Origin of the sequence: Streptomyces anulatus, assembly GCF_000721175.1 — a bacterium.
GTDB classification, from domain to species: Bacteria; Actinomycetota; Actinomycetes; order Streptomycetales; family Streptomycetaceae; genus Streptomyces; species Streptomyces anulatus_C.
Map to the genome: position 1 here is coordinate 119901 of NZ_JOEZ01000006.1, position 18719 is coordinate 138619.

Here is an 18719-nt window from a genome sequence, read left to right on the forward strand (position 1 = left end):
GACATGCGGTCAGGCGGCCCCCGGGGGCCGGAGGATCAGGTTCCGACCCGGTACGAGGCGATAGCCTGCTCGTAGATCTCGGTGACCTTGTCCCGGTCGCCCTCGGGGCCGATGACCTGGATGACGTGGTACCTGCCCTCCACGATCATCGCGAGATTACGGACGTACACCTCGCGCCCGCCGCTCTCCTGCCAGGTGAACTGCCCCTCGGCCATGGCCTGCCGGCCGACGTCGACCCGGCGCAGCCCGGACGAGGAGGACCAGCTGGAGTCCCGGAACGGCTGGAGCTCGGGCTCCTTGTCCCGCTGGTAGTCCAGCGGATCGCTGCCGCCCGCCTTCACCGTGTCCCGGCCGGGCACCACGAGCAGGGTGAACCCGTCGCTGCCGTACCGGATCTGACGGTCGGCGTTGGCGGGGCTGCGCTGCCAGTCCTTCGGTACGCCGACCTCGAAGCCCTCCGCGTCCTTGCGGAGCGCGTAGCCGGGGGCGAGCGCGACGGCCGACCGGCTGGTCTGCGGCTTCTGGGACCCGGGATCGGCGGAACCGTCCGCCGAGGCGGACGGCTCGGGCTCCCCGGAGGCGGCGGGCGGTGCGGCCGAGCCGGTGGGCGAAACCGGCGCCCCGCTGTCCTTGCCCGGCTCCTGCTTCGGCAGGAACATCACCGCGTACGCGACGGCGGCGGCCATCAGCAGCAGGATGAGGATGAGCAGCAGCCGGCCCAGGCTGCGCGGGGAGGACGATCCCTCGCCCCGGCGCGGCGGTTCCCGCAGCACCCGGGGGCCCTTGGGCGCACGCGGCGCACGGGCCGGGCGCTCCTCCTCCCAGGCCTCCACGGGCATCCGCACGGACCGGTCGGGCGGCAGCAGCGAGTCCTGCCGGTCCCGCTGCTCTCCGCCATCACGTCGCTTCGGCGGCTGCTGACGCTTCCCCTGGCGGTGTCTGCCGTGCGCGGCGCCGCCGCCGAAGCGGCCCCGGCGCCGGCGGACCAGCTCGCCCCTGCGGCGTACGACGGGGAGCCGGGCGGCGTCGGGCGCGGGCAGCGTCACGACGTCGGCGCCCGCCTCCGGCTCCGGCGCGGAGCGCACCAGCGAGCGCAGCCAGCCGCGCAGCTCCTCGAAGTCCGGCCGCTCCGTGGGGTCCTGGCGCAGCAGCGACTCGACGACCGGCCGCAGCGGACCGCACTCCTCCGCGAAGGCGGGCGGCTCGCCGCACACCATCTGGACGAGCTCGGCCGCGTTCTCCTCGGGGTAGGGGGCGTGGCCCTGGACGGCACGGTAGAGCAGCGCGCCGAGCGCCCACAGGTCGGTGGAGGGGCCGATCGGGGGCGCGAGCTGCCAGTTGTCGTGGACCGGGCCCGCCTGCTCGGGGGCCCAGCGCTCGGTGACCGCTCCGACGACGGCGATCCGTGCCTGACGGGCGCGTTCGGCGGCGAGCGGCGTGGTGGGGCCACGGTAGACGGCGGGTTCGCCGCCCGCGACGGCGTCCTCCCAGGCCCGGGAGGCGGCCCGCCCGTCCGGGGGCGGCGCGGTGCGGGCGAGCTGCTTGGACGCGGGGGCCGGCGGGCCGGGCCGCCGGGAGTCGGCGCGCAGCGCGTCCTGGCCGGATCCGCCCGCGGAGACGGGCCGCCCCGCACCGGGCCCGTCGTCCCAGGTCCCCGCGAGGTGGACGCGGCGGCCGGGCGGACGGGGGCCCTCTTCGTCGTCCTCGTCGTCCTCGTCGTCGTAGGAGTCCTCGGCGGGGCTGCCCCAGGGGGCGGTCAGCCGGGAGGCCAGGGGGGCGTCCGGGGCGGGGGCGCCGGGGGCCGCCGGGCGCTGGAAGGGGAGGACGCCTGTGTCGGACTCGGGCTCGGGGCCGGTGATGCCGTGGGTGGTGCTGGTGCCTGCGCCCGGGCCCGCGGCTGTGCCTTGGCCCGTGGCGTCCGTGCCGGTTCCGGAGGCCGGGGTGGCTTCGCGCTCTTCCGCCGGTGACTTCGTGAGGCCGGCCGGGGAGCGGTCGCCCTGCTGCCGGTCCTCGGTGACCCGGGCGGCGGCCCGTGCGCCCGCCCGGTAGGCGGCGATGGCTCCGGCGCGGGCGGCCCGCAGCTGGGCGGCGCTCGCGGCGCCCGGCTCGGCGGGGGGCGGTACGGCGGTGTACGGGACGGCGGGGGCGGCGGGGCGCGGGACGATCTCCTGCCCTTCGGCGCTCCGCCCCGGGGCGGGGCCGGCCGCCCGGCCCGGCGGCAGGTCGTGCCGGCCGGCGTCCCGGCTCGGCGCGTAGCCCCGCGGCAGCGGCGGAGCGGGAAGCTCACGGCCCTCGCGGGTGTCGTAGCCCTCGCCCGCTGCGTACTCCTCGTCGCCCTGGTAGCTGTCGACCGCCGTGTGGTCCGCATCCGCGTCGTTCCTGGCCGGCGGGAGCGGGTTGGCCCCGCCGAGCTCCCTCGGCGGGGCGGGCTCGACGGCCGGGATGCCGTACGTCGTGGGGGCGGCCACCGGATCGGCGTCGGGCCGCGGTTCGGGGGCGTACCCGCAGAGCGCCTCCTCGGCGGCGCCCGCCGCGAGGCCCGTGAGCATGACGCGGCCGTCGTCGCACACCAGGACCGTGCGCACGGTGATGTTGCGATGGGTCCAGCCGTGGGCGTGCAGCACCCGCAGGGCGGTGAGCACGTCGGAGCCGATCTCGGCGGCCCGGTAGGGGTTGAGGGGGCGCTCCGCGAGGAGGGCGGCGAGCGGGCGGGCCGCGACGAGCTCGCTCACTATCCACAGCGAACCCGCTTCGGCGAACACGTCGAAGACCTGGTCGAGCCGGGGGTGATCGGGCACCTGGGCGGCGGCCTGCGCGGCCTCGATCGCCCGCCGGACCGCGGGGTCCGTACTGCGGCGGACCGCTCGCCCGGTGGTACGACCGGACATCGGGGCCTGCCCGTCGGCGTCGAGCACCTCCGCGTCGACGATCTCGGGCAACGGCACCTGGCGGACCAGGACTTCCTGACCGCTGTATGTGTCGAACGCCCGGGTCTCAGCCAGTTCGTACCCGTCGGACGGGGGCAGCGGAAGGCGGTAGCGGTCGGCAAGCACCCGACCCGCGTAGTCGTCCACGACGCCTCCCCAGAGCGCGCTGTTCCCCCGGCCGTCAGAGGTGCACGCATCCGTCAGTTACGGTCATTCGGCGGGCAATTGACCTGCTGCACCGGCTTCGTACGGTCTCCGGTCTCTTACGATACGTGGCAACGCGGGCCGACGGGCCGGGTCGCGCCAACCCGGCCCGCACAAACGTTTCATACCCGCCGGCTCACGGGCCCGCCCACCGGTTCACGGGCCCGCCCATCGGTCAGTCCGTGGGCGTGAAGGTGGCGAACGCCGTTTCGCGCAGCGTCCGGCACTCCTCGCCGTCCCACTCGTCCACCTTGCAGCTGATCATGATCGAGTAGCCGCGCTTGGCGTCCACCTTGAAGCCGCGGTTGAGCACCTGGACCCGGACGCCGCTGTGGTTGCGCTCGAACGTCCAGTCCGCGACGGTCGGATAGCCGTTGTACTCGACCTTCTTTATGCTGCCGTGCTTGTAGCCGTCGCTGAGGACCTTGGCGCTACCGACGGCCCCGCGCCAGGCGGCCGCCGCGTCGTCCTTGGGCGAACTGTTGAAGTCGACCTGGACCCGGGGGAAGCTGCCCTGCCCGGCGTTGTAGATGCCGCCGGAGTTGGTGCCCGCTATGGCCGTGCGCTTGAAGTTCCCGGGCATCGCCATGGTGAAGTGGAACCGGGTGTCGGCGACCTTCTCGTAGCCGGCGGGCAGGGAGTCGCCCCCGCCCGGCTCGTCGCCCTTGGGGTCGTCGGACTCCGGATCGTCCACGTCGTCGCCGGAGGGGTCCTCGGAGGCCCGGCCGTCGTCCGTGCCCTGGCCCTCCTTCTGGCCGTCGCCCTTCTCGCCGGCCGAACCGCCGCCCGTGTCGTCGCTTTTGTCGTCGGCGCCGCCGGCCGAGGCCCCGGCCGAAGCGGCGGTGTCGCCCTTGCCGCCGGCCTTGTCCGCGTCGTCGCCGCCGAGAGTGAGTGCGAGGACCGTGCCGAGGATGGCCAGCGCGACGACGGCCGCGATGATCGCGAGGGTGCGGCGGGGCACCACGTCGGTGATCGAGGCCCGCGTGGACGCGGGCGGGGTCGGCGGGCGCTGCCCGGGTACGGAAGCACTCGCCGTCGCCGCGGACTTCGGGGCGCCGGCAGGGGCCGCCCCGGCCCCCTTCCCGGTCGCCGGGGCTGACCCCGTGACAGCTCCGGACTTCGCGCCCGGGGCGGGCGTCCCGGGGGGCGACGGAGGCTTGGGCGGGGCGGCGGGCGAGCCGGTGGCGGCGGCCGGGGAACTCGCCGACGCCGCGGCCGCGGCCGCCGCGGCTCCCGCCGCCACGGCCGGGGTCTTCGCGTTGCGCACGGAGCGCAGGGCTCCGCGCAGCCGGTCGCGGGCGCCTTCGCCGGACTCGCCCGAGCCGGTGGACTGCTTCGGCGGCTTCGGGGCCTTGGGCTGCTTCGGCGTCCGCTTGACGAGGAGGTCGGCGGCGGGCCCCGACGGCAGCGCCATGATCTGGGTGGAATCCGCGGGCGCCGGCTCGGGAACGTCGGGGGTGTTGATGACGTCGTTGAGCAACGCCCGCGCCCCGGCGTCATCGAGACGCTGGTCGGGGTCCCGGGCCAGCAGCCCGTAGATGACCTCGGTGAGCGGACCGGCGTTCTTCGGCGGGTCGAGCGGTTCGGTCATCACGGCCGTCAGGGTGGCGATCGCCGAGCCCTTGTCGTACGGCGGGCAGCCCTCGACGCTCGCGTACAGCAGTCCGCCGAGCGACCACAGGTCGGCGGGCGGGCCCGGCTTGTGACCTCGGGCCCGCTCCGGCGAGATGTACGAGGGGGCGCCGACGAGCATGCCGGTGGAGGTGACCGACGGGTCGCCCTCGACCTGGGCGATGCCGAAGTCGGTGAGCACGACACGCCCGTCCTCGGCGATCAGCACGTTGGACGGCTTCACGTCGCGGTGCAGGATGCCCTCGCGGTGCGCCGAGCGCAGCACGTCGAGGATGGCGAGCCCGACTTCGGCGGCCCTCCTCGGCGTCAGCGTGCCGTCCTCGCGGATCGCCTCGGCGAGCGACTTGCCCTCGATCAGCTCCATGACGATCCACGGGCGGTCGTCCTCGTCGACCACGTCGTAGACGGTCACCGCGCTGTTGTTGCGGATCCGTGCGATCGCCTTGGCCTCACGCAGGGTGCGCGTGATCAGCCGGCGCTTCTCGTCCTCGTCGATCGCCGAGGGGAACCGCAGTTCCTTGACCGCGACCGTGCGGCCGAGGGTCTCGTCGGCGGCGCGCCAGACCGTACCCATGCCGCCCCGGCCGAGCACCTCACCGAGCCGGTAGCGCCCCGCGAGGAGACGACCGTTCTTGTCCCGTTGGGGCTCCCGTGCCTGCTCCGCCTCCGACATGCGTCCCCTCTGCGATCAACCCGCCCTGGCAGAGCGTTCATTGTCCCTCACCCCGGGACCGGTCCTGGTGCCGGGTCCGGGGTCCGCCGCGCTGCGGCTCGAAGAGGGAAGCCCCCACAGCCTCCTACCAACCCGGCCTCCCCGTCCAGGCCGGTCCGGGCGCGCCCCGCCCCTCCCCCGGGCCGGTGGAGCCCAACTGGCCCGGGGGCGGCGGGCGGTGGCCGCCCGCTCGGAGCACACATGACGGATCGGCTGATCCGCCGGACCCGCCTCGGAGCCTGTCGGCCGGGTGGCCTTCGATCGGAAAGCGGACGCGCTCCGGTGCGTGCGATTCCCAGGCGCCGGGATGTCCTCGTAGCGGAGCTTTCAGGGCATTTCGGCATCGCCGGAAGCGTGCGTGCCAGGGGGTGGCCGCCCGGCCAGAGGTCACCCGACAGGCTCTCAGATGGGCACGATGTCGGGTGCGCCGAGCCGGGCCGCGTCAGCCGTGAGGTCGTCGGGCTGCCGCTGCGATTCGCGCTCGGCCTCCACCCGCTTCTCGTAGTGCTGGACCTCCCGGTCGATCCGCTCCTCGTCCCAGCCGAGCACCGGCGCCATCAGCTCCGCGCAGAGCCGGGCGCTTCGGGTGCCCCGGTCGAAGGTCTCGATGGAGATCCGGGTGCGCCGGGTCAGCACGTCGTCCAGATGGCGGGCGCCCTCGTGGGAGGCCGCGTAGACGATCTCGGCGCGCAGGTAGTCGTCGGCGGCGGGCAGGGGGTCGCCCAGGGTGGGGTCGGCGAGGATCAGTTCCAGGACTTCCTCCGTCATTGAGCCGTACCGGTTGAGCAGATGCTCCACCCGGGCGACATGGAGTCCGGTCCGGGCCGCGATCCGGGCGCGCGCGTTCCACAGGGCCCTGTATCCCTCGGCCCCCAGCAGCGGGATGTCCTCGGTGACGCAGGCGGCGACCCGCTGGTCGAGCCCGTGCACCGCCTCGTCCACGGCGTCCTTGGCCATGACCCGGTACGTCGTGTACTTGCCGCCCGCCACGACGACCAGGCCGGGGGCGGGGTGGGCGACGGTGTGCTCGCGCGACAGCTTGCTGGTGGCGTCCGACTCGCCTGCCAGCAGCGGCCGCAGTCCGGCGTAGACGCCCTGGACGTCGTCCCTGGTCAGCGGGGTGTTCAGGACGGAGTTGACGCGCTGGAGGAGGTAGTCGATATCGGCGCTGGAGGCGGCCGGGTGGGCCTTGTCCAGGTCCCAGTCGGTGTCCGTGGTGCCGATGATCCAGTGCCGGCCCCAGGGAATGACGAAGAGGACGGACTTCTCGGTGCGCAGGATGAGCCCGGTCGAGGAGTGGATGCGGTCCTTGGGGACGACCAGGTGGATGCCCTTGGAGGCCCGGACGTGGAACTGCCCGCGCTCGCCGATGAGCCCCTGGGTGTCGTCGGTCCACACGCCGGTGGCGTTGACCACCTGCTTGGCCCGGATCTCGTATTCCGTGCCGCTCTCGACGTCCCGCACGAGCGCGCCCACGACTCGCTCGCCCTCCCGGAGGAAGCCGACGACGCGGGCCTGGTTCGCCACCTGGGCCCCGTAGGACGCGGCGGTGCGGACCAGCTCGGTGACGAAGCGGGCGTCGTCCATCTGGGCGTCGTAGTACTGGAGGGCGCCGACCAGGGCGTCCTTCCTCAGTGCGGGGGCCACCCGCAGGGCGTGCTTGCGGGAGAGATGGCGGTGGACGGGGAGGCCGCGGCCGTGGCCGGAGGAGACCGACATCGCGTCGTACAGCGCGACGCCGGAGCCGGCGTAGAGCCGCTCCCAGCCCTTGTGCTGCAGGGGGTAGAGGAAGGGCACCGGCTTCACCAGGTGCGGGGCGAGGCGCTCCAGCAGCAGCCCGCGCTCCTTGAGCGCCTCCCGGACCAGGGCGAAGTCGAGCATCTCCAGATAGCGCAGGCCGCCGTGGATCAGCTTGCTCGACCTGCTCGATGTGCCGGACGCCCAGTCGCGCGCCTCGACCAGTCCGGTCGAGAGGCCTCTGGTGGCGGCGTCCAGCACCGTGCCCGCGCCGACCACGCCCGCCCCCACGACCAGCACGTCCAGTTCGCGCTCGGCCATGGCGGCGAGCGCGACGGTGCGCTCGGCGGGTCCCAGTGTCGCTGTCCTCACTGCTGCCTCCCGGTGGATCGGGGTGGTCGGACACGGGAGCGCCACCCGGCCGAGGGGCCGGCCGCCCGTGTCCACCCCTCGATTCTGTCCGCGCTCCCCGAGTTCGGCCACCGCCTGTGGACAACACCCGGGCGTCCGGAGCCACACAATGCGACATATAGGTCATATTTACGCCTAGTCTGACATTGCGCTGTCCACAGCAGTTGCGATCTTCGCTCTCCGCACTTAGGGGGCTTCCTGTATGCCCGCAGACCTCGCCGTCATCGGACTCGGTCACCTCGGCCTGCCCCTCGCCCAGGCCGCCGTGACTGCCGGAATCGACACCGTCGGCTACGACCCCGACCCACGCCCCTACGCGGAGCTCAGAGCGGGCCGCAGCCCCGTCGAGGGCACGCTCACCGCGTCCGAGGTCCGCCGGATGCTCGCCGGCGGCTTCCGGCCCACCACCGACGTCGCCGAGCTGGGCCGGATCCGTACCGCCGTGATCTGCTCCCCCACCCCGCTCGGCCCCGACCGGGCGATCGACCTCACCGCGCTCGGCGACGCCGCCCGCGCGCTGGCCCCCCGGCTGCGCCCGCACACCACCGTGCTGCTGGAGTCCGCCGTGCCGCCCGGCACCACCGAGAACTTCCTCCGCCCCCTCCTCGAAGAGGGCTCGGGGCTCGTCGCCGGACGCGACTTCCACCTCGCCTCCTCCCCCGGCCGGCTCGACCCCGGCAACCGCACCCACGTCCTGGCCAACACGCCCAAGGTGATCGGCGGCCTCACCCCCGCCTGCACCGAGTCGGCCGCCGCCTTCTACGGACGGCTCACCGACAAGGTCGTCCGAGCCCGCGGACCGCGCGAGGCGGAGATGACGAAGGTCCTGGAGACCAACTTCCGGCACGTCAACATCGCGCTGGTCAACGAGATGGCGGTGCTCTGCCACGACCTCGGCGTCGACCTCTGGGACGTCATCCGGTGCGCCGAGACCAAGCCGTTCGGCTTCCAGCCCTTCCGCCCGGGACCCGGCGTCGGCGGGCACGGCGTCCCGGTGGACCCGGGCTGCCTGCCCTACAGCACCCGCACCCCCGGGCACCCGCTGCGGATGGTCTCGCTGGCGCAGGAGATCAACGACCGGATGCCCAGTTACGTCATCCAGCGCTGCGCCACCCTCCTGAACGAGCACGGAAAGTCCGTCCGGGGCGCGCGCGTGCTGCTGCTCGGCGTCACCTACAAGCCGGACAGCGCCGACCAGGAGGCCGCCCCCGCCCGGGAGATCGCCACCCGGCTGATGGACATGGGCGCCCAGATCGGCTATCACGACCCGCACGTCCTGGACTGGCGGGTGCGCGAACGCCCGGTCCCGCGCGCCGACTCGCTGTACGAGGCGGCGGCCGCCGCCGACCTGACCGTACTGCTCCAGCAGCACCGCACCTACGACCTCCAGGGCCTCGCGGTGAAGGCCCAACTGCTCCTGGACACCCGGGGGGCCACTCCGGCGGGGGCCGCGCACCGGCTCTGACGGACACCGGCTCCGAGAGGTGACGGACCGTCGAAAGATTGTCGGTGACCGTTCACGTAACGTCCTGCTACCCTGCGGCGTCACAGAGCGCACAGCAGTGCGTACCTCGCACAGTCGTGTGCAGTCGTCCCAGGGGGAGCCCCACCGTGAGTCAGCCCGTGCAGCCGCCGAACCAGCCCCAGCAGCCGTACGGCGGTCAGCCCGTCGACGGCAACCCGTACGCCGGCCAGCCGGGCGGGCCCGCCGCGCCGACCGGCAACCCGTACGGCCAGCAGCCGCCGGCACCCACGGGCAACCCGTTCGCGGGCCAGCAGCCCGGCCAGAGCGCCCCGTTCGGCGGCGGCGCCCCCTTCGCCCCGGCGCCCCCGGCGCCCCCGGCCCGTAACAACATCCTGGTCGGCGTGCTGGTCGCCCTGGGCGCGGCCGTCGTCGCGGGGATCCTGTACGGCGTGATCGCGGGCTCCATCGAGCGCGAGGTCGGCTACGCGGCGGTCGGCGTCGGCTTCCTGGTCGGCTTCGCGGCGAGCAAGCTCGGCGGCTCCAACCCGGCGGTCATCGCGGCGTCCGCCGTCTTCTCCATCGGCGCCGTCTACCTCGGCCAGCTCGTCGGCATCTCGATGGTGCTCTCCGACCTGGCGCAGATCCCGTTCTCCGAGGTCGTCGGCGACCACTTCGGCACGGTGACGGAGGCGTGGTCGGAAGAGGCCGACTTCATGACCTACCTCTTCCTCGCCCTCGCCGCGGCCGCCGCCGTCGGTGGTGCCAAGAAGGCCGGCTGACACCCCGTACGACCATCCGGAAGGGCCCGGACCGTGACGCGCGTGACGCGTGACGGTCCGGGCCCTTCCGTGCACCTGCGAGCGGTCAGCGGCGGTGCTGCGAGTCCGCCACCGTCACCTCGACGCGCTGGAACTCCTTGAGGTCGCTGTAGCCGGTGGTGGCCATCGCGCGGCGCAGGGCGCCGAAGATGTTCATCGAACCGTCCGGGGTGTGCGAAGGACCGGTGAGGACCTCCTCCGTCGTCCCGACCGAACCGAGGTCGACCAGCTTGCCGCGCGGCACGTCCTCGTGGACGGCTTCCATGCCCCAGTGACGGCCGCGGCCCGGCGCGTCCGTCGCGCGGGCCAGCGGGGAGCCCATCATCACGGCGTCCGCACCGCAGGCGATGGCCTTCGGCAGGTCGCCGGACCAGCCGACGCCGCCGTCGGCGATGACGTGCACGTACCGGCCGCCGGACTCGTCCATGTAGTCGCGGCGGGCCCCGGCGACGTCCGCGACGGCGGTGGCCATCGGGACCTGGATGCCGAAGACGTTGCGCGTGGTGTGCGCGGCGCCGCCGCCGAAGCCGACGAGGACACCGGCCGCGCCGGTCCGCATCAGGTGCAGGGCGGCGGTGTACGTGGCGCAGCCGCCGACGATGACCGGGACGTCCAGCTCGTAGATGAACTGCTTCAGGTTCAGCGGCTCGGCCGCGCCCGACACGTGCTCGGCGGAGACCGTCGTACCGCGGATCACGAAGATGTCGACGCCCGCGTCGACGACCGCCTTGGAGAACTGGGCGGTGCGCTGCGGGGAGAGCGCGGCGGCGGTCACGACACCGGAGTCGCGCACCTCCTTGATGCGCTGCCCGATCAGCTCCTCCTGGATGGGGGCGGAGTAGATCTCCTGGAGCCGGCGGGTCGCGGACTCGAGCGGCATCCCGGCGATCTCGTCCAGCAGCGGCTGCGGGTCGGCGTGCCGGGTCCAGATGCCTTCCAGGTTCAGCACGCCCAGGCCGCCGAGCTCGCCGATCCGGATGGCGTGCTGCGGGGAGACCACGGAGTCCATGGGAGCGGCCAGGAACGGCAGCTCGAAGCGGTAGGCGTCGATCTGCCAGGCGATCGAGACCTCCTTCGGGTCCCGGGTGCGGCGGCTCGGAACGACAGCGATGTCGTCGAATGCGTAAGCCCGGCGGCCGCGCTTGCCGCGCCCGATCTCGATCTCAGTCACGATGTGTGGCCTTTCCCTCTACGTCTGCGCTGACCAGTATCCCCGACACGCAGGGAGGGCGTGTCCGGCGGATCAGGACCGGACAGGATCCGCCGGACACGCACCGGGGGCGGTACCGGGAACTCCGGTCCGCCCCTCACCTGCGCTGATGCGTTACTTCCTGCTGTAGTTCGGCGCTTCCACCGTCATCTGGATGTCGTGCGGGTGGCTCTCCTTGAGACCCGCCGAGGTGATCCGCACGAAGCGGCCCTTGCTCTCCATCTGGTCGACGGACGCGGCGCCGACGTAGCCCATGGTCTGGCGGAGGCCGCCGACGAGCTGGTGGAGGACGTTGGCCAGCGGGCCGCGGTAGGGCACCTGGCCCTCGATGCCCTCGGGGACGAGCTTGTCGTCCGAGGACACCTCGGCCTGGAAGTAACGGTCCTTGGAGTACGACCGGCCCTGTCCGCGGGACTGCATCGCGCCCAGCGAGCCCATGCCGCGGTACGACTTGAACTGCTTGCCGTTGATGAACATCAGCTCGCCCGGGGACTCCTCGCAGCCCGCGAGGAGGCTGCCCAGCATCACGCTGTCCGCGCCTGCGGCCAGCGCCTTGCCGATGTCGCCGGAGTACTGCAGGCCGCCGTCGCCGATGACCGGGACTCCCGCGGCGCGGGCGGCGAGCGCGGCCTCGTAGATCGCGGTGACCTGCGGGACGCCGATACCGGCGACCACTCGGGTCGTACAGATCGAGCCGGGTCCGACGCCGACCTTGACGCCGTCGACACCGGCGTCGACGAGCGCCTGGGCGCCGTCGCGGGTGGCGACGTTGCCGCCGATGACGTCCACGCCGACGCTCGACTTGATCTTCGCCATCCAGTCGAGGGCGTTGCTGTTGTGTCCGTGCGAGGTGTCGACGATCAGGAAGTCGACCCCGGCGGAGGCGAGCGCCTGGGCGCGGTCCAGCGCCTCGGGGCTGGCGCCGACGGCCGCGCCGACCAGCAGACGGCCTTCGGCGTCCTTGGCGGCATTCGGGTACTGCTCGGCCTTCTTGAAGTCCTTGACCGTGATGAGGCCCTTGAGGATGCCGGCCTCGTCGACGAGCGGCAGCTTCTCGATCTTGTGGCGGCGCAGCAGCTCCATCGCCTCCACGCCGGAGATGCCGACCTTGCCGGTGACGAGCGGCATCGGCGTCATGACCTCACGCACCTGGCGCGAGCGGTCCGACTCGAAGGCCATGTCGCGGTTGGTGACGATGCCGAGGAGCTTGCCCGCGGGGTCGGTGACCGGCACGCCGCTGATGCGGAACTTCGCGCAGAGCGCGTCCGCCTCGCCGAGTGTGGCGTCGGGGTGCACGGTGATCGGGTCGGTGACCATGCCCGACTCGGAGCGCTTGACCAGGTCGACCTGGTTGACCTGGTCCTCGATCGAGAGATTGCGGTGCAGCACGCCGACGCCGCCCTGCCGGGCCATGGCGATCGCCATGCGGGCCTCGGTCACCTTGTCCATGGCGGCCGACAGCAGGGGGATGTTCACCCGTACGTTGCGCGAGATGAGCGACGAGGTGTCGACCGCGTTGGGCAGGACCTCGGACGCGCCGGGCAACAGCAGCACGTCGTCGTAGGTCAGCCCGAGCGTCGCGAACTTCTCGGGCACTCCGTCGACGTTTGCAGTCATGACACCTTCCCCAAATGGCCTTGATCGGTGCGGATGTCCATGCTAACGGGCTCTACGGGCGTCTCATTCCACGATCAAGATCACTTGGCTGTTCTGTAGCTTCCTACAGCGTCGACGACGGGGACCCGCGTAGGTCTGCGCTACTGCTCGGCGAGTGCCCGGAGCCTGCTGAGCGCGCGGTGCTGGGCGACCCGGACCGCCCCTGGGGACATCCCGAGCATCTGGCCGGTCTCCTCCGCGGTCAGCCCGACCGCGACCCGCAGGACCAGCAGCTCGCGCTGGTTCTCCGGGAGGTTGGCGAGGAGCTTCTTGGCCCAGGCCGCATCGCTGCTGAGCAGGGCGCGCTCCTCCGGGCCGAGGGAGTCGTCGGGCCGTTCCGGCATCTCGTCGGAGGGGACCGCGGTCGACCCCGGGTGGCGCATCGCGGCGCGCTGGAGGTCGGCGACCTTGTGGCCGGCGATCGCGAAGACGAAGGCTTCGAAGGGCCGGCCGGTGTCCTTGTAGCGCGGCAGCGCCATCAGCACCGCGACGCAGACCTCCTGCGCCAGGTCCTCCACGAAGTGGCGAGCATCACCGGGGAGCCGGCTCAGCCGGGAGCGGCAATAGCGCAGGGCGAGGGGGTGTACGTGGGCCAGCAGATCATGGGTGGCCTGCGCGTCGCCGTCGACGGCCCGGTGCACGAGGGCACCGATCACCGTGGTTTCGTCGTCGCGCATCGGACCATGGTGCCCTGATGCCGTCCGGTCCGCTCCACCGCGTCCCGAGTTGTGCACCGAAGCGTTATGAGCGGGTGCGCCGGATGTCATGCCCTGCGCCCTCCCCTTCCGCTCGACCGAATCGTTCCCGAGGAACTCCACGACTCAAGGATGCGTCATCGGCCGGGAAGCGTCACATGACACTGCTGAGCGGGCGCCCGGATACGGGGTGTGGAGCCGGTGGCCCGCTCCGTGACCCCGTCCGCCGGCCTGCGGACGGGGCGCGGCCCGGGCCGGTCGTCAGCGCACCAGGCCCCAGCGGAATCCGAGGGCCACCGCGTGGGCGCGGTCCGAGGCCCCGAGCTTCTTGAACAGGCGCCGGGCGTGGGTCTTGACCGTGTCCTCGGAGAGGAACAGCTCACGGCCGATCTCCGCGTTGGAGCGGCCATGGCTCATGCCTTCGAGCACCTGGATCTCCCGCGCGGTGAGCGTGGGGGCCGCCCCCATCTCGGCGGACCGCAGCCGGCGCGGGGCGAGCCGCCACGTCGGGTCGGCCAGCGCCTGGGTGACGGTGGCCCGCAGCTCGGCGCGCGAGGCGTCCTTGTGCAGATAGCCGCGGGCCCCGGCGGCGACCGCGAGTGCGACGCCGTCCAGGTCCTCGGCGACGGTCAGCATGATGATCCGGGCCCCGGGGTCGGCGGAGAGCAGCCGCCGGACCGTCTCCACACCCCCCAGACCGGGCATGCGTACGTCCATCAGAATCAGATCCGAACGATCGGCACCCCAGCGGCGGAGGACTTCCTCGCCGTTGGCCGCCGTCGTCACGCGCTCGACGCCGGGCACGGTGGCCACCGCGCGACGGAGCGCTTCTCGGGCAAGCGGGGAGTCGTCGCAGACGAGGACGGATGTCATGACCGTCCTCCGCAGCTGATGCGCGTCACCTTGAGCCTCCAGGCTGATACAAGTCGTCACCTGTGCGGTTGACCCCCTCGGACACGTGCCCGAGCCGGATATCCGTCAACCGCATCCGTTCCCTTAACGACGGTCACTCGAAAGAGTTACGGGTCGGGCGGCCGGGTTCGGCACTCTACGTGAAGGGCCGCTCACGGAGGAGAACGGCACGGGTGATTCACCCGTCAACCGAATCTTCACTCGTCGGCATGCCCTGTTCGGCACCATTTCTTCCCTTTTGAGGGTGTCTGTGACTAGATTCGCAATCAGTCATATTTACATCTACTAGCACCATAGATGTACGGTCGAGACTTCGGTCACACCGATCACAGACGGTCCGAGCACGGCAGGCCGTCGATCACAGACGGTCGAGATGCCGCTTCCGACGCAGCACAGCTCCGAGGGGACAAGCAATGGCAGATTTCTCCCGCCTTCCCGGACCCAACGCAGACCTGTGGGACTGGCAGCTGCTCGCCGCCTGCCGAGGCGTGGACAGCTCCCTGTTCTTCCACCCGGAGGGTGAGCGCGGCGCGGCGCGGAGCGCCCGCGAGACCTCCGCCAAGGAGGTGTGCATGCGCTGCCCGGTACGGGCCGAGTGCGCGGCGCACGCCCTGGCCGTACGGGAGCCCTACGGAGTGTGGGGCGGCCTGACGGAGGACGAGCGCGAAGAGCTGATGGGCCGGGCCAGAACCCGGCTGATCACCGCGGCGCCCTCCGGGGCCCCCGCCAACGACCCCGGCGCCACCTGACACCCGTACGCCGCAGCTGAACGCAGAAACGTTTCTTCGACACCTTCAGCCATCCGGCCCGCGACCAGCCGCAGCGGGACCGGACCCCTCACCGCCCGTGGGCCGCGGGCCCCGGCGGGCGTCACGGGCCCCGCGCGGTCTCAGCGGGCGGCCGTCCGCGACAGCTGGTCCAGGGTGGCCGCCACCGCCGGGACCCGGGCCAGGTCCGGCAGGGTCAGCGCCACGATCTCCCGCTCGATCGCGGGCTCGACCGGCACGGCCCTGGCCCCCTTGGGGCGTACCGACTCGACGGCCAGCTCCGGCAGCACCGCCACTCCGAGCCCGGCCCCGACGAGGCCCATCACCGCCGGGTAGTCGTCGGTGGCGAAGTCGATGCGCGGGGTGAAGCCGGACTCCTCGCAGACCTCGACCAGCTGCCGGCGACAGCGCGGGCAGCCCGCGATCCACGACTCGTCGGCCAGCTCGCCGATGGACACGCTCGACGCCCCGGCCAGCCGGTGCCCCTCCGGGACCAGGCCGATCAGCCGGTCGGTGAGCAGCGGCCGGACCACCAGGTCGTCCCATTCGCCGCCGGTCGCCCCGTAACGGAACGCCAGCGCGATGTCGCAGTCGCCTTCGCGCAGCAGGTCCACCGAGCGCGGCGGCTCGGCCTCGACGAGCGAGACCCGGGTGCCGGGGTGTTCGGCGCGCAGGGCGGCCAGCGCCCCCGGGACCAGGGTGGAGCTGCCGCTGGGGAAGGAGACCAGCCGGACCCGGCCGGCCCGCAGTCCGGCGATGGCGGCGACCTCCTCCTCGGCGGCGGTCAGCCCCGCGAGGATGCCGGAGGCGTGCCGCACCAACGCCTCGCCGGCCTGGGTGAGGCGCATCTCGCGTCCGGTGCGGATCAGCAGCGTGGTGCCGGCGGAGGACTCCAGGGCCTTCATCTGCTGGCTGACGGCGGGCTGGGTGCAGCCGAGTTCACGGGCGGCGGCGGAGAACGAGCCGGTGGTGGACACGGCGCGCAGGACACGGAGGTGGCGGGCTTCGATCACCTCTCCACCATAAGAGCCTCTTGGGTTCGAGGCGAACTAATCGCATGCCACTTTGAGGAAGGAGCGATTAGCGTGACCGTATGAAGCTGCTGACCGTGAACATCGGCCGACCTCGCCACTCCGCACAGACCGACGGGCCCGGTGGCCTCACCGGGATCGACAAGCGACCGGTGGGGGGCCCGGTCGAGGTTCTCGATCCCGGTCCCAAGGGCGTCGGCGGCAGCGGACTCGCCGGGGACGCGGTGTGCGACCTGCGTCATCACGGCGGCAGCGACCAGGCGGTGTACGCCTTCGCCCGGGAGGAGCTGGACGCCTGGGAGCGGGAGCTGGGTGGCCGGAAGCTGGCCAACGGGGCGTTCGGCGAGAACTTCACGACGCTGGGCCTCGACGTCAGCGGCGCGCGGATCGGCGAGCGCTGGCGGGTGGGGGCGGAGCTGGTGCTGGAGGTGACCTCGGGGCGCATTCCGTGCCGGACCTTCGCCGGCCATCTCGGCGAGAAGGGGTGGGTCAGGCGGTTCACCCAGCAGGGTGCCACCGGCGCGTATCTGCGGGTGATCGAGCCGGGCACGGTCCGTTCCGGGGACGCGATCGAGATCGTGCACCGACCGGACCACGAGGTCACGGCGGCTCTGCAGTTCCGGGCCGTGACGACCGAACGCACCCTGCTGCCCGCGCTGCTGGCCGCCGGGACCGCGCTGCACCCCGAGGCGCTGCGCAAGGCACGGGAGTACGCCGCGCGGCAGGGCTGAGGACCGGGCGGGCCGGTCCGTACGGGGGGGGCGGTGGTCCGCTCCGGTGACGGGGCGTCATTCTCCGCGGGTTCCCTGGACGTTGCGGCGGGAACTGGACCGGTGTGCGGCGCGTCCACCACCAGTGACCTGTGCCCGAGGAGAAGTCTTCGAGCCGAGTGGCGCCTCAGGGGGAAGACCATGCCCGACCCGCAGCAGCCCTGGTACGCCCCGGGCCCGCCGCAGCAGCCCGTTCCCGGTAACCCGTACGCCTCGGAGGGCGGCGGGCCCCAGGGGTTCGGACCGCCGACCGTGCCGGCACCGCCGCCGCGTCGCCGGTTCGGCCGGGGGCCGGTCGCCGCCGCGGTCGTCGCGCTGGTGCTGGTGGTCGTGGCGGGAGGGGTGTACGCGCTCTCCGACCAGTGGCGGGACGAGCCCGCGAAGCCCGTGGCGAAGGAGTCGCCCGGCCCCTCCGGGTCGGCGTCCCCGTCCGGTACCCCCGCGGCAGGCGGCCCGGAGCTGAGCCACATTCCGACGACGAGAGAGGTCGCCGCCGCCCGGAAGCCGGGCGAGTCGGCGGCGTGGATCGCCGACGACAGGACCGATCTGCCCAAGCAGATCAACAAGGTCCACGACCTGTGGATCGTCGGTGACACCGCGGTGCAGGCCCTGCACCGGAAGGTCACGGCCTACCGGCTCTCGGACGGTGCCGAGGTCTGGAACGTGACGCTGCCCTCCTCCGTCTGCGAGACGCCGGCCAACCCGACGCCCGACGGCAAGGTCGTGGTCTTCCATCACGAGAGGCCGGACAACGAGCGGGGCAACCAGTGCAACCGGATGCAGATGATCGATCTGAAGACCGGGGAGCGGGGGTGGCACAAGGAGCTCGACGAGCCCGGTGACCGGGACAACACGTTCATCGTCCACAGCGCCATCAGCGGTGACACCCTGGCCGTCGCCCGGAACATGGTGGCCGTCACCTACCGGATGGACGACGGGAGCAAGCTCTACGAGATCCCCCGGGAGAACAAGAACAAGTGCGTCCCGGACGACGTGGCGGGCGGTGTCGCCCGGCTGCTGGTCAGCTCCGACTGCATGATCGCCATCGACCGGAGCAAGAACTACGGCCAGGTGCGCGAGCTCGACCCACGTACCGGCAAGGTCCTGTGGCGCTACCGGATGAAGACCGGCTGGAGCTTCGGCAGTCTGATCTCCATGGACCCGGTCGTCTTCACCACCTACGACAACGAGGACAGCGCGAGCGACTGGCGGATCACGGTCCTGGACCCCGGAGGCAAGCACCGCACCACCTTCGACGCCCGGGCCAAGGGCTTCGAGCACTGCGGCGGAGACGGGGCCGGCGGAGACATCCAGCCCTGCCGGGGCACCGGGGTCGGTAAGGGCCTCATCATGCTGGGCGGCACCGAACAGGTCGGCGCGTACGACCTGAAGACCGGGAAGTTCCTGTGGGGCATCAAGTCCGACGAGCTGCGCAGGCTGTATCCGCTGCGCGCGGAGGACGGCAAGTCGATGCTCATCTACGAGGCGGCCACCTCACGCCGCCCCGGCCGGACCTTCCTCATGGGCCCGCGCGGCGCCGGCACGGAGACGAACGTCGTGAGGCACCCGGTGGCGACCGCGCCGTACGAGTACGAGATGTCCATGGGGCACACGGCCTATGCCGACGGGCGGCTCGTCCTGACGTCGACGCACGTGAGCGGCGACGAGAACCGGAAGCCCGTGCGCGAGGCCCGCATGCTGTCGTTCTCCCCCGGATCACCCTGACCCACTCCGCGGCACCCTGACGGGAAGCGAGGGGTCGCCCCCGGCCG

13 protein-coding genes are annotated in these 18719 nt (G+C 72.6%); 5 read left to right on the forward strand and 8 right to left on the reverse strand.

Annotated elements, in window-relative coordinates:
- Positions 1 to 35 precede the first annotated feature (35 nt).
- The 3 genes from IG90_RS0108030 to IG90_RS0108040 all read right to left on the reverse strand — a co-directional run bounded on the left by IG90_RS0108030 (position 36) and on the right by IG90_RS0108040 (position 7584).
- Entirely contained in the window at positions 36 to 3074 is a 3039-nt protein-coding gene (locus IG90_RS0108030) for a protein kinase (protein ID WP_030579696.1), read from the reverse strand.
- Positions 3075 to 3306: 232 nt separating this feature from the next.
- On the reverse strand, positions 3307 to 5436 hold the full coding sequence (locus tag IG90_RS0108035; RefSeq protein ID WP_030579699.1) for a serine/threonine-protein kinase: 2130 nt from the start codon (positions 5434 to 5436) through the stop codon (positions 3307 to 3309).
- A gap of 441 nt (positions 5437 to 5877) precedes the next feature.
- A complete protein-coding gene (locus IG90_RS0108040; protein WP_030579702.1) occupies positions 5878 to 7584 on the reverse strand; it encodes a glycerol-3-phosphate dehydrogenase/oxidase in 1707 nt (568 codons plus the stop codon).
- Between the two features lie 241 nt (positions 7585 to 7825).
- Here IG90_RS0108040 and IG90_RS0108045 point away from each other — a divergent pair, with 241 nt between their 5' ends.
- Both IG90_RS0108045 and IG90_RS0108050 read left to right on the forward strand, forming a co-directional pair.
- Complete coding sequence (locus IG90_RS0108045) at positions 7826 to 9088, forward strand: nucleotide sugar dehydrogenase (RefSeq protein ID WP_030579705.1); 1263 nt, start codon at positions 7826 to 7828, stop codon at positions 9086 to 9088.
- Between the two features lie 146 nt (positions 9089 to 9234).
- Positions 9235 to 9867, forward strand: coding sequence for a hypothetical protein (locus tag IG90_RS0108050; protein ID WP_233435954.1), 633 nt, complete (start codon positions 9235 to 9237; stop codon positions 9865 to 9867).
- 85 nt (positions 9868 to 9952) lie between these two features.
- Here the strand turns inward: IG90_RS0108050 and IG90_RS0108055 are convergent, their stop codons facing one another.
- The 4 genes from IG90_RS0108055 to IG90_RS0108070 form a co-directional block, all read right to left on the reverse strand.
- A complete protein-coding gene (locus tag IG90_RS0108055) occupies positions 9953 to 11077 on the reverse strand; it encodes a GuaB3 family IMP dehydrogenase-related protein (protein WP_030579712.1) in 1125 nt (374 codons plus the stop codon).
- A 153-nt stretch (positions 11078 to 11230) separates the two neighbouring features.
- Positions 11231 to 12733, reverse strand: coding sequence for an IMP dehydrogenase (gene guaB, locus IG90_RS0108060; RefSeq protein WP_030579715.1), 1503 nt, complete (start codon positions 12731 to 12733; stop codon positions 11231 to 11233).
- A 140-nt stretch (positions 12734 to 12873) separates the two neighbouring features.
- Positions 12874 to 13449 carry a sigma-70 family RNA polymerase sigma factor gene (locus IG90_RS0108065; protein ID WP_030579717.1) on the reverse strand — a complete coding sequence of 192 codons (576 nt, stop codon included), beginning with the start codon at positions 13447 to 13449 and terminating at the stop codon, positions 12874 to 12876.
- Positions 13450 to 13728: 279 nt separating this feature from the next.
- Complete coding sequence (locus IG90_RS0108070) at positions 13729 to 14340, reverse strand: response regulator transcription factor (protein ID WP_003948568.1); 612 nt, start codon at positions 14338 to 14340, stop codon at positions 13729 to 13731.
- A gap of 452 nt (positions 14341 to 14792) precedes the next feature.
- On the opposite strand from IG90_RS0108070, the gene IG90_RS0108075 reads away from it, so the two are divergent.
- Positions 14793 to 15128: a WhiB family transcriptional regulator gene (locus IG90_RS0108075; RefSeq protein WP_030579720.1), complete on the forward strand. Its 336-nt coding sequence runs from the start codon at positions 14793 to 14795 to the stop codon at positions 15126 to 15128.
- A gap of 140 nt (positions 15129 to 15268) precedes the next feature.
- Here IG90_RS0108075 and IG90_RS0108080 read toward each other — a convergent pair whose 3' ends face one another.
- The gene (locus tag IG90_RS0108080) at positions 15269 to 16159 is read right to left on the reverse strand and encodes a LysR family transcriptional regulator (protein WP_030579723.1); all 891 of its coding nucleotides are present in this window, start codon (positions 16157 to 16159) and stop codon (positions 15269 to 15271) included.
- Between the two features lie 80 nt (positions 16160 to 16239).
- Here IG90_RS0108080 and IG90_RS0108085 point away from each other — a divergent pair, with 80 nt between their 5' ends.
- Positions 16240 to 16908: an MOSC domain-containing protein gene (locus IG90_RS0108085; protein WP_030579726.1), complete on the forward strand. Its 669-nt coding sequence runs from the start codon at positions 16240 to 16242 to the stop codon at positions 16906 to 16908.
- 180 nt (positions 16909 to 17088) lie between these two features.
- Positions 17089 to 18672, forward strand: a complete 1584-nt coding sequence (locus IG90_RS0108090; RefSeq protein ID WP_030579729.1) for an outer membrane protein assembly factor BamB family protein — start codon at positions 17089 to 17091, stop codon at positions 18670 to 18672.
- Positions 18673 to 18719 lie beyond the last annotated feature (47 nt).

Coding starts and splice junctions, on each gene's coding strand:
- IG90_RS0108035 (WP_030579699.1), bottom strand. CDS start 5,436: ATGTCGGAGGCGGAGCAGGCACGGGAGCCCCAACGGGACAAGAACGGT.
- guaB (WP_030579715.1), bottom strand. CDS start 12,733: ATGACTGCAAACGTCGACGGAGTGCCCGAGAAGTTCGCGACGCTCGGG.
- IG90_RS0108065 (WP_030579717.1), bottom strand. CDS start 13,449: ATGCGCGACGACGAAACCACGGTGATCGGTGCCCTCGTGCACCGGGCC.
- IG90_RS0108090 (WP_030579729.1), top strand. CDS start 17,089: ATGCCCGACCCGCAGCAGCCCTGGTACGCCCCGGGCCCGCCGCAGCAG.
- IG90_RS0108085 (WP_030579726.1), top strand. CDS start 16,240: ATGAAGCTGCTGACCGTGAACATCGGCCGACCTCGCCACTCCGCACAG.
- IG90_RS0108070 (WP_003948568.1), bottom strand. CDS start 14,340: ATGACATCCGTCCTCGTCTGCGACGACTCCCCGCTTGCCCGAGAAGCG.
- IG90_RS0108075 (WP_030579720.1), top strand. CDS start 14,793: ATGGCAGATTTCTCCCGCCTTCCCGGACCCAACGCAGACCTGTGGGAC.
- IG90_RS0108045 (WP_030579705.1), top strand. CDS start 7,826: ATGCCCGCAGACCTCGCCGTCATCGGACTCGGTCACCTCGGCCTGCCC.